This window comes from Streptomyces azureus, from assembly GCF_001270025.1.
Lineage (GTDB): Bacteria > Actinomycetota > Actinomycetes > Streptomycetales > Streptomycetaceae > Streptomyces > Streptomyces azureus.
Genome location: NZ_DF968339.1, coordinates 1 through 9,295, shown reverse-complemented (window position 1 = coordinate 9,295; position 9,295 = coordinate 1). Strand labels below are relative to the sequence as shown.

General features: G+C 70.9%; 11 protein-coding genes. 10 read left to right on the top strand and 1 reads right to left on the bottom strand.

The window, feature by feature from the left end; genetic code table 11:
* From AOQ53_RS25895 to nusB, 4 genes are all read left to right on the top strand, one after another.
* The coding region (locus AOQ53_RS25895) for an AAA family ATPase (RefSeq protein ID WP_059420851.1) at positions 1-753 on the top strand (753 nt) is incomplete at its 5' end.
* Positions 754-1,208: 455 nt separating this feature from the next.
* A complete protein-coding gene (locus tag AOQ53_RS25890) occupies positions 1,209-2,324 on the top strand; it encodes an aminopeptidase P family protein (RefSeq protein WP_059420849.1) in 1,116 nt (371 codons plus the stop codon).
* Between the two features lie 49 nt (positions 2,325-2,373).
* Complete coding sequence (efp, locus tag AOQ53_RS25885; RefSeq protein ID WP_059420847.1) at positions 2,374-2,940, top strand: elongation factor P; 567 nt, start codon at positions 2,374-2,376, stop codon at positions 2,938-2,940.
* Positions 2,941-2,942: 2 nt separating this feature from the next.
* A complete protein-coding gene (gene nusB, locus AOQ53_RS25880; protein WP_059420845.1) occupies positions 2,943-3,377 on the top strand; it encodes a transcription antitermination factor NusB in 435 nt (144 codons plus the stop codon).
* Positions 3,378-3,538: 161 nt separating this feature from the next.
* On the opposite strand, the gene bldD is transcribed toward nusB, so the two are convergent.
* Positions 3,539-4,042: a transcriptional regulator BldD gene (bldD, locus tag AOQ53_RS25875; protein ID WP_014671524.1), complete on the bottom strand. Its 504-nt coding sequence runs from the start codon at positions 4,040-4,042 to the stop codon at positions 3,539-3,541.
* A 266-nt stretch (positions 4,043-4,308) separates the two neighbouring features.
* Between bldD and pyrR the strand changes: the two genes are divergently transcribed.
* The 6 genes from pyrR to AOQ53_RS25845 all read left to right on the top strand — a co-directional run.
* On the top strand, positions 4,309-4,875 hold the full coding sequence (pyrR, locus tag AOQ53_RS25870; RefSeq protein ID WP_059420843.1) for a bifunctional pyr operon transcriptional regulator/uracil phosphoribosyltransferase PyrR: 567 nt from the start codon (positions 4,309-4,311) through the stop codon (positions 4,873-4,875).
* Positions 4,876-4,975: 100 nt separating this feature from the next.
* On the top strand, positions 4,976-5,953 hold the full coding sequence (locus tag AOQ53_RS25865) for an aspartate carbamoyltransferase catalytic subunit (RefSeq protein ID WP_059420842.1): 978 nt from the start codon (positions 4,976-4,978) through the stop codon (positions 5,951-5,953).
* A gap of 5 nt (positions 5,954-5,958) precedes the next feature.
* Positions 5,959-7,245 (top strand): dihydroorotase, encoded by a 1,287-nt coding sequence (locus tag AOQ53_RS25860; RefSeq protein WP_059420840.1) that lies wholly within the window; start codon positions 5,959-5,961, stop codon positions 7,243-7,245.
* Complete coding sequence (locus tag AOQ53_RS25855; RefSeq protein WP_078945502.1) at positions 7,242-7,811, top strand: PH-like domain-containing protein; 570 nt, start codon at positions 7,242-7,244, stop codon at positions 7,809-7,811. The genes AOQ53_RS25860 and AOQ53_RS25855 overlap by 4 nt, the downstream gene beginning before the upstream one ends.
* The gene (gene carA, locus AOQ53_RS25850) at positions 7,808-8,950 is read left to right on the top strand and encodes a glutamine-hydrolyzing carbamoyl-phosphate synthase small subunit (RefSeq protein WP_059420837.1); all 1,143 of its coding nucleotides are present in this window, start codon (positions 7,808-7,810) and stop codon (positions 8,948-8,950) included. The genes AOQ53_RS25855 and carA overlap by 4 nt, the downstream gene beginning before the upstream one ends.
* A partial coding sequence (locus tag AOQ53_RS25845; RefSeq protein WP_456293497.1) for a carbamoyl phosphate synthase preATP-grasp domain-containing protein occupies positions 8,943-9,295 on the top strand: 353 nt, incomplete at its 3' end. The genes carA and AOQ53_RS25845, both read left to right, overlap by 8 nt.

Genomic DNA, 9,295 nt, shown 5'->3' with positions numbered 1-9,295 from the left:
CACCAGGGCTCCGTGCCCGTGCCCCCGCCGCCCCCGGCGCCCGGTTATCCCGTGCCCCCGCCCGGGCCGGCCGCGCCCCCGCCGCCTGCCCCCGTTCCTCCGGCGCCGGACGCCACCGGCCATGTGCCGCTGCCGCCCGGCGGTCCGGTCGCCATGCCCAGCCCCCCGCCCGCGGCGGCGGTCCCCGACCCGGCCGGTACGACGCTCGCCGTGCTGCTCATAGGGCCCGCGGGTGCCGGGAAGACCAGCGTCGCCAAGTACTGGGCGGACCATCGCCGGGTCCCGACGGCGCACATCAGCCTCGACGACGTACGCGAGTGGGTCCGCTCGGGCTTCGCCGACCCCCAGTCCGGGTGGAACGACAACTCCGAGGCGCAGTACCGCCTCGCCCGCCGCACCTGCGGTTTCGCCGCGCGGAACTTCCTGGCCAATGGCATCTCCTGCATCCTCGACGACGCGGTCTTTCCCGACCGGCCCGTCGTCGGCCTCGGCGGCTGGAAGCGGCACGTCGGACCGGGCCTGCTGCCGGTCGTCCTCCTTCCCGGGCTGGACATCGTCCTCGAACGCAACGCGGAGCGCACGGGCAATCGGCGGCTGACCGACGAGGAGGTCGCCCGTATCCACGGGCGGATGGCCGGGTGGTACGGGTCCGGTCTGCCGATCATCGACAACTCGCAGCTGGATGTGCCGGAGACGGCGCGGGTGCTGGACGATGTGCTGGCTCGGTCCATTGCGAGTCCGCCGCAGTGGTAGTCGGCGCGGGGTCGGTGCGGTAACCCGGCGTTTCCGGTGACCTGGGCATCGGTGCTGAGGCCGGGTGGGCCCGCAGCCCGGCGGCACGGGTGCCGCTGCGCCCACCCGTGCCGCCCTAAGCGGCACGACTGCCCGCAACTCAGGCAGGCACGCAGCTGGGCCGAGACGCGCCCGCACCCGCGCGCGGCGAGGAGGGGACGTGCCGGGGGTGTCCGCCCGCAGCGGTTGGCGCGTCAACGGACGGCCAGTCGGTGTCCGACCCCAGCGCGCCGTTGTGAGGACGGTCAGTCGGTGTCCGACCCCAGCGCGCCGTTGTGAGGACGGACACCCCGGCGCGGACCCGACCCACCCCCGACCCACCCCCGGCGCACAGGCGCTACGCGAGGCCGTCGCGGACGACCCCCACTCGGCCCTCCCGACCGGCGGCATCCCCCCGCCGCTCGTAGGCTCGGGTCATGTCAGAGGTGTACGCGGCCCGCCGGACGCGTCTGAGGGAATACTGCAACGCGGGCGGCAGCGCGGCGGCGCTCGTCTCCCGCCCCGCCAATGTGCGCTACCTCGCGGGCGCCGCCCCGCGCGGCGCCGTTCTGCTGCTGGGCAGGACCGAGGACCAGGACCTCCTGCTGTGTGCCGGCCCGACGGCCGACCGCTCCACGCAGGAGCGCCCCGACGAGGCCCTGCGCGTGCAGACTCTGCCCGGTGTCGGCGGGGGCGACCCGGCCGTCGCGGCCGCCGGCCTCGCCGCGGGCCAGGGTGCCGACTCCCTCGCTGTGGAGGAGCACCACCTCACCGTCACCCGGCACCGCGCGCTCGGCTCGGTCGCCCCCGGTCTGCGCCTGGCCAACCTCGGCGGCGCCGTAGAGCAGCTCAGGGTCGTCAAGGACGAGGAGGAGATCTCCTGCCTCCGTATCGGCGCCGAGATCACCGACCAGGCCCTCGGGGAACTGCTGGAGTCCATCCTCGTCGGGCGGACCGAGCGCCATCTCGCCCTGGAGCTCGAAAGACGCCTCGTGGATCACGGGGCCGACGGCCCGGCCTTCCCCACCTCCGTCGCCACGGGGCCGAACGCCGGACGGCCCGGGCACCGGCCCACCGACCGCCGCGTCGAGGAGGGCGACTTCCTCTCCGTCTGCCTCGGCGCGACGTACCGCGGCTACCGCTGCGAGATCGGCCGCACGTTCGTCATCGGTACCGCTCCCGCGGACTGGCAGATCGAGCTGTACGACCTGGTCTTCGCGGCGCAGCGTGCCGGACGTGAGAGCCTGGTACCCGGCGCCGCCTGCCGGGACGTCGACCGCGCCGCCCGCCAGGTGCTCGACTCCGCGGGGTACACGGAGGGTCTCACGGCCCTGACCGGACACGGGGTGGGGCTCGAAATCGACGAGGACCCTCAATTGAGTCCCGCGGCCATGGGTAAACTGGACGCTTGCGTGCCGGTCACCGTCGAACCTGGGGTCCACCTCCCGGGGCGGGGCGGTGTCCGGATCGATGACACGCTCGTCGTCCGCCCCGAGGCGGATGGCGGACCCGAGCTACTTACCATCACGACCAAGGAGCTGCTCGCCCTGTAGGCAGGTGCGTGCCCCGGGGTCGTACGTCAGTCCAGGAGATTCCGCAACCGTGGCTTCCACGAACGACCTCAAGAACGGCATGGTGCTCAAGCTCGAAGGCGGCCAGCTCTGGTCCGTCGTCGAGTTCCAGCACGTCAAGCCCGGCAAGGGCCCGGCCTTCGTGCGCACCAAGCTCAAGAACGTGCTCTCCGGCAAGGTCGTCGACAAGACCTTCAACGCCGGCGTCAAGGTCGAAACGGCCACCGTCGACAAGCGCGACATGCAGTTCTCCTACATGGACGGCGACTACTTCGTCTTCATGGACATGGAGACCTACGACCAGCTCATGGTCGACCGCAAGGCCGTCGGCGACGCCGCCAACTTCCTCGTCGAGGGCTTCACGGCCACGGTCGCCCAGCACGAGGGCGAGGTGCTCTTCGTCGAGCTGCCGGCCGCCGTCGAGCTGACCGTCCAGGAGACCGAGCCGGGCGTCCAGGGCGACCGCTCCACCGGCGGCACCAAGCCCGCCACGCTGGAGACCGGTCACCAGATCCAGGTCCCGCTCTTCATCACCACCGGTGAAAAGATCAAGGTCGACACCCGCACCAGCGACTACCTCGGCCGGGTGAACAGCTAACCGTGGCTGCCCGCAACACGGCCCGCAAGCGCGCCTTCCAGATCCTCTTCGAGGGCGACCAGCGCGGCGCCGAGGTCCTGACCGTCCTCGCCGACTGGGTCCGGCTCTCCCGGGCCGACACCCGGCAGCCGCCGGTGAGCGAGTACACGATGGAGCTGGTCGAGGGCTACGCGCAGCACGCGAAGCGCATCGACGAGCTGCTCGCCCAGTACTCGGTCGGCTGGACGCTCGACAGGATGCCGGTCGTCGACCGCAACATCCTGCGGCTCGGCGCCTATGAGCTGATCTGGGCCGACGAGACCCCGGACGCCGTCGTCCTCGACGAGATGGTGCAGCTGGCGAAGGAATTCTCCACGGACGAGTCGCCCTCGTTCGTGAACGGCCTGCTCGGACGGCTCAAGGAGCTCAAGCCCTCGCTCCGCCGCGACGAGGTCTGAGACAGACAGAACGCCGGAGGGCCCGCAGCGTGACTGCCGCGGGCCCTCCGGCGTTCCCGTACCCGTCGAGGGCTGCCAGGCCCTCAGAACGCCGCCGGGGTGGCCGGAACCATATGGTTCCGGCCACCCCGGCGGCACGTTTCTGCTGCCCCCCGGAGCGGTCAGGCCTCCTCGTGGGTCGCCACCGCGCGGCGCGCGTCCGCGTCCAGGACGCCCCAGCTGATCAGCTGCTCGGTGAGGACCGAGGGCGACTGGTCGTAGATGACGGCGAGTGTGCGCAGGTCGTCCTGGCGGATCGAGAGCACCTTGCCGTTGTAGTCACCGCGCTGCGACTGGATCGTGGCCGCGTAGCGCTGAAGGGGGCCCGCCTTCTCGGCCGGCACCGTGGCCAGCCGCTCCAGGTCCAGGACCAGCTTCGGCGGCGGCTCGGCGGCGCCGCCCGGGGTGGTGCCCGGGAGCAGCTCCTGCACCGGAACGCCGTAGAAATCCGCCAGCTCGGCAAGGCGCTGTACGGTCACGGCACGGTCGCCGCGCTCGTACGAACCGACCACGACCGCCTTCCAGCGTCCCTGGGACTTCTCCTCGACACCGTGGAGGGAAAGGCCCTGCTGGGTGCGGATCGCCCGGAGCTTGGCCCCGAGCTGTTTGGCGTATTCGCTGGACATATAGCTCCCCGGCACTGTGTCGACGCGTCTGGCGTGGGTGCCAGGCCGCGCGGCTGGTAACTCACTGTGAGGTTACGCAGCGTTACTCTGCCGCGTCAAGCCGAATGGTCCGCACCGACTCTTCCGTGGTATCGGCACTCTGTTAGGCCGAGTGGGTGATCCGAGGGGGCCGTCCGGGCGGCAGCGAGGGCCTGCTACCGTGGATGGCGCAATCCCGACGTCCTTTAAGGTCCGTCCCGTGAGGCGGAGAAGGAGGTCCGTTTCGTATGGACACGCACGACTCGCAGTCCGATGCCCGGCCCGTTCTCGAAGGGCCCGACATCGCACGGGTACTGACCCGCATCGCCCACGAGATCGTCGAACGCGCAAAAGGCGCCGACGACGTGGTGCTCCTCGGCATTCCGACCCGGGGCGTCTTCCTCGCCCGGCGGATCGCCGACAAGCTCGAGCAGATCACCGAGCGCAAGGTTCCGTGCGGCTCGCTCGACATCACCATGTACCGCGACGACCTGCGCATGCACCCGCCGCGTGCGCTGGCCCGCACCGAGATCCCCGGTGACGGCATCGACGGCAAGCTGGTCGTCCTCGTCGACGACGTCCTCTTCTCCGGCCGCACCATCCGCGCCGCCCTCGACGCCCTGAACGACATCGGGCGCCCCCGCGCGGTGCAGCTCGCGGTCCTCGTCGACCGCGGTCACCGCGAACTGCCCATCCGCGCCGACTACGTCGGCAAGAACCTCCCCACGTCGTTGCGGGAGACGGTCAAGGTCCAGCTCGCCGAGGAGGACGGTCGCGACACCGTGCTGCTCGGCGCCAAGCAGACCGCCCAGTAGCGCTCCAGGCGTACGCCGCTGTCGTACGCCGGCTCGGTGCGCCCTCGCGCGCCCGTCTGCCCCATTTCTCCAGCTTGAACTGCCTTACGGAGCCTGACAGATGCAGCGTCATCTCATCTCGGCCGCCGACCTCACCCGCGACGACGCCGTCCTGATCCTCGACACCGCCGAGGAGATGGCCCGGGTCGCCGACCGGCCGATCAAGAAGCTGCCGACCCTGCGCGGCCGCACGATCGTCAACCTCTTCTTCGAGGACTCCACCCGGACCCGGATCTCGTTCGAGGCCGCCGAGAAGCGGCTGTCCGCGGACGTCATCAATTTCTCCGCCAAGGGTTCGAGCGTGTCCAAGGGCGAGTCCCTGAAGGACACCGCCCAGACCCTGGAGGCCATGGGCGTCGACGCCGTGGTCATCCGGCACGGAGCCTCCGGCGCCCCGTACCGCCTGGCGAACTCCGGCTGGATCGACGCGGCCGTCGTCAACGCCGGCGACGGCACCCACCAGCACCCCACACAGGCCCTGCTGGACGCCTTCACCATGCGCCGCCGCCTGATCGGCCCGGACGCCGGGATCGGCCAGGACCTCGAAGGCAAGCGCATCACCATCGTCGGCGACGTCCTGCACAGCCGGGTCGCCCGCTCCAACGTCGACCTGCTGCACACGCTCGGCGCCGAGGTCACCCTCGTCGCCCCGCCGACCCTGGTGCCCGTCGGCATCGGGAGCTGGCCCTGCGAGGTGTCGTACGACCTCGACAGCACGCTGCCCAAGTCCGACGCGGTGATGATGCTGCGCGTCCAGCGCGAGCGCATGAACGCCGCCTTCTTCCCGACCGAGCGCGAGTACTCCCGGCGCTACGGCCTCGACGGCGACCGCATGGCGCGGATGCCCGAGCACGCCGTCGTGATGCACCCCGGCCCGATGGTCCGCGGCATGGAGATCACCGCCGAGGTCGCCGACTCCGACCGCTGCACCGTCGTCGAGCAGGTCGCGAACGGAGTCTCCATCCGGATGGCCGTCCTGTACCTGCTGCTGGGCGGAAACGAACCCGCCGTCACCCAGACCCGTACCGAGGAGAAGTAAGACAGATGAGCAAGATCCTGATCCGTGGTGCGAAGGTGCTGGGCGGCGAGCCGCAGGACGTGCTGATCGACGGCGGGACGATCGCGGAGGTGGGCAGCGGGCTGTCCGCCGAAGGCGCAGAGGTCGTCGAGGCCGAGGGCAAGGTGCTGCTGCCGGGCCTGGTCGACCTGCACACCCATCTGCGCGAGCCGGGCCGCGAGGACTCCGAGACCGTCCTCACAGGTACGCGGGCCGCTGCTTCCGGCGGCTACACCACCGTGTTCGCCATGGCCAACACCTTCCCGGTCGCCGACACCGCCGGTGTCGTCGAGCAGGTCTGGCGGCTCGGCAAGGAGCACGGCTACTGCGATGTCCAGCCGATCGGTGCCGTCACCGTCGGCCTGGAGGGCAGGAAGCTCGCCGAGCTGGGCGCCATGCACGAGTCGGCCGCCGGGGTCACCGTCTTCTCCGACGACGGCAAGTGTGTCCACGACGCCGTGATCATGCGCCGGGCCCTTGAGTACGTGAAGGCCTTCGGCGGTGTCGTCGCGCAGCACGCGCAGGAGCCGCGGCTGACCGAGGGCGCCGAGATGAACGAGGGCGTCGTCTCCGCCGAACTGGGACTCGGGGGCTGGCCCGCGGTGGCCGAAGAATCGATCATCGCCCGGGATGTCCTGCTCGCCGACCACGTCGGCTCCCGCGTCCACATCTGCCACCTGTCGACGGCCGGGTCCGTCGAGATCGTCCGCTGGGCCAAGTCCCGCGGCATCGATGTGACCGCCGAGGTCACCCCGCACCACCTGCTCCTCACCGACGAGCTGGTCCGCACGTACAACCCCGTCTTCAAGGTCAACCCGCCGCTGCGCACCGAGCGCGACGTGATGGCCCTTCGCGAGGCGCTCGCCGACGGCACGATCGACATCGTCGCCACCGACCACGCCCCGCACCCGCACGAGGACAAGGACTGCGAGTGGGCCGCCGCAGCCATGGGCATGGTCGGCCTGGAGACGGCGTTGTCAGTGGTGCAGGAGACCATGGTCGACACGGGCCTGCTGGACTGGGCCGGCGTCGCCGACCGGATGTCCTTCAAGCCCGCGCAGATCGGACGGGCCACGGGCCAGGGCCGTCCCGTCTCGGCAGGTGAGCCCGCCAACCTCACCCTCGTCGACACGGCATACCGTGGCCCTGTGGACCCCGCGGGCTTCGCCTCGCGCAGCCGCAACACCCCCTACGAGGGTCGTGAGCTGCCGGGCCGTGTGACGCACACGTGGCTGCGGGGCAAGGCCACGCTCGTCGACGGGAAGCTCACGTGACACCTGTACTTCTGCTGGCCGCCGAGAAGGAATCGGCGCAAGTGACCGACTGGGCCGCCCGCATCGGCTGGGTCGTCGGCCTCGCCCTGTTCGTCGCGCTCGTCTACTGGCTGATGCGCGAGGGCTGGAAGTGGCGCGGCACGCTCCAGGGCGACCTGCCCGAGCTGCCCACGACCCCGGACGAGACGGGCCCGGCGCGCCTGACGACGAGCGGCCGCTACCACGGCTCCACCACCGCCGGACAGTGGCTCGACCGCATCGTCGCGCACGGCCTGGGCACCCGCAGTCGCGCCGAGCTGACCCTCACGGACGCCGGACTGGACGTCGCACGCCCCGGGGCGAGCGACTTCTTCGTCCACGCCGCACAGCTCCGCGAGGCCCGGCTCGACAAGGGAATCGCCGGCAAGGTGCTCACCGAGGGCGGCCTGCTCGTCGTCACCTGGGAGCATGGCGACCGGCTGATCGACTCCGGCTTCCGCTCCGACCACGCGGCCGAACACAACGAGTGGGTCGAGGCCATCAACTCCATGATCGAAACGAACAGCAGGGAAGGCGCCGAACGATGACCACCTCCACCAGGGGAGCCGCCAAAACTCCCGCCGTACTCGTCCTGGAGGACGGCCGGGTCTTCCGCGGCCGTGCTTACGGGGCCGTGGGGGAGACCTTCGGCGAAGCGGTGTTCTCCACCGGCATGACCGGCTACCAGGAGACCCTCACCGACCCGTCGTACCACCGACAGGTCGTGGTGATGACCGCACCGCACGTCGGCAACACCGGCGTGAACGACGAGGACCCCGAGTCCAAGCGCATCTGGGTCTCCGGGTACGTCGTGCGCGACCCCGCGCGCGTGCCGTCCAACTGGCGCTCCAGGCGCTCGCTGGACGAGGAGCTGGCGGCGCAGGGCGTCGTCGGCATCTCCGGCATCGACACCCGCGCCCTCACGCGCCACCTGCGCGAGCGCGGCGCGATGCGCGTCGGCATCTTCAGCGGCGACGCCGTCCGGGACGACAACGCGCTCCTCGCGCGCGTGCAGGAAGCCCCGCAGATGAAGGGCGCGAACCTCTCCGCCGAGGTCGCCACCACCGAGCCGTACGTCGTCCCCGCGATCGGCGAGAAGAAGTTCACCGTCGCCGCCGTCGACCTCGGCATCAAGGGCATGACCCCGCACCGCATGGCCGAGCGCGGCATCGAGGTGCACGTGCTCCCGGCGACCGCGACCGTCGAGGACGTCTACGCGGTGAACCCGGACGGCGTGTTCTTCTCCAACGGCCCGGGCGACCCGGCCACCGCCGACCACCCCGTCTCCGTGATGCGGGGCGTCCTGGAGCGCGGCACCCCGCTGTTCGGCATCTGCTTCGGCAACCAGATCCTGGGCCGCGCGCTCGGCTTCGGCACCTACAAGCTGAAGTACGGCCACCGCGGCATCAACCAGCCGGTGCAGGACCGTACGACCGGCAAGGTCGAGGTCACCGCGCACAACCACGGCTTCGCCGTCGACGCGCCGCTCGACCAGGTCTCCGAGACCCCGTTCGGCCGCGCCGAGGTGTCGCACGTCTGCCTGAACGACAACGTGGTGGAGGGGCTCCAGCTCCTCGACCGCCCCGCTTTCAGCGTCCAGTACCACCCCGAAGCGGCAGCCGGCCCGCACGACGCCGCCTACCTGTTCGACCGCTTCGTATCCCTGATGGAGGGCCAGCGTGCCTAAGCGCACCGATATCCAGTCCGTCCTGGTCATCGGCTCCGGCCCGATCGTCATCGGCCAGGCCGCCGAGTTCGACTACTCCGGCACCCAGGCGTGCCGCGTCCTGAAGGCCGAGGGCCTGCGGGTCGTCCTGGTGAACTCCAACCCGGCGACGATCATGACCGACCCGGAGATCGCCGACGCCACCTACGTCGAGCCGATCACGCCCGAGTTCGTCGAGAAGATCATCGCCAAGGAGCGCCCGGACGCGCTGCTGCCGACCCTGGGCGGCCAGACGGCCCTCAACACCGCGATCTCGCTGCACGAGAACGGCGTCCTGGACAAGTACGGCGTCGAGCTGATCGGCGC

Excerpts from the sequence above, each read along its gene's own strand:
- bldD (WP_014671524.1), bottom strand. The coding sequence starts at position 4,042 with ATGTCCAGCGAATACGCCAAACAGCTCGGGGCCAAGCTCCGGGCGATC.
- carA (WP_059420837.1), top strand. The coding sequence starts at position 7,808 with ATGACCACCTCCACCAGGGGAGCCGCCAAAACTCCCGCCGTACTCGTC.
- AOQ53_RS25890 (WP_059420849.1), top strand. The coding sequence starts at position 1,209 with ATGTCAGAGGTGTACGCGGCCCGCCGGACGCGTCTGAGGGAATACTGC.
- AOQ53_RS25865 (WP_059420842.1), top strand. The coding sequence starts at position 4,976 with ATGCAGCGTCATCTCATCTCGGCCGCCGACCTCACCCGCGACGACGCC.
- AOQ53_RS25860 (WP_059420840.1), top strand. The coding sequence starts at position 5,959 with ATGAGCAAGATCCTGATCCGTGGTGCGAAGGTGCTGGGCGGCGAGCCG.
- pyrR (WP_059420843.1), top strand. The coding sequence starts at position 4,309 with ATGGACACGCACGACTCGCAGTCCGATGCCCGGCCCGTTCTCGAAGGG.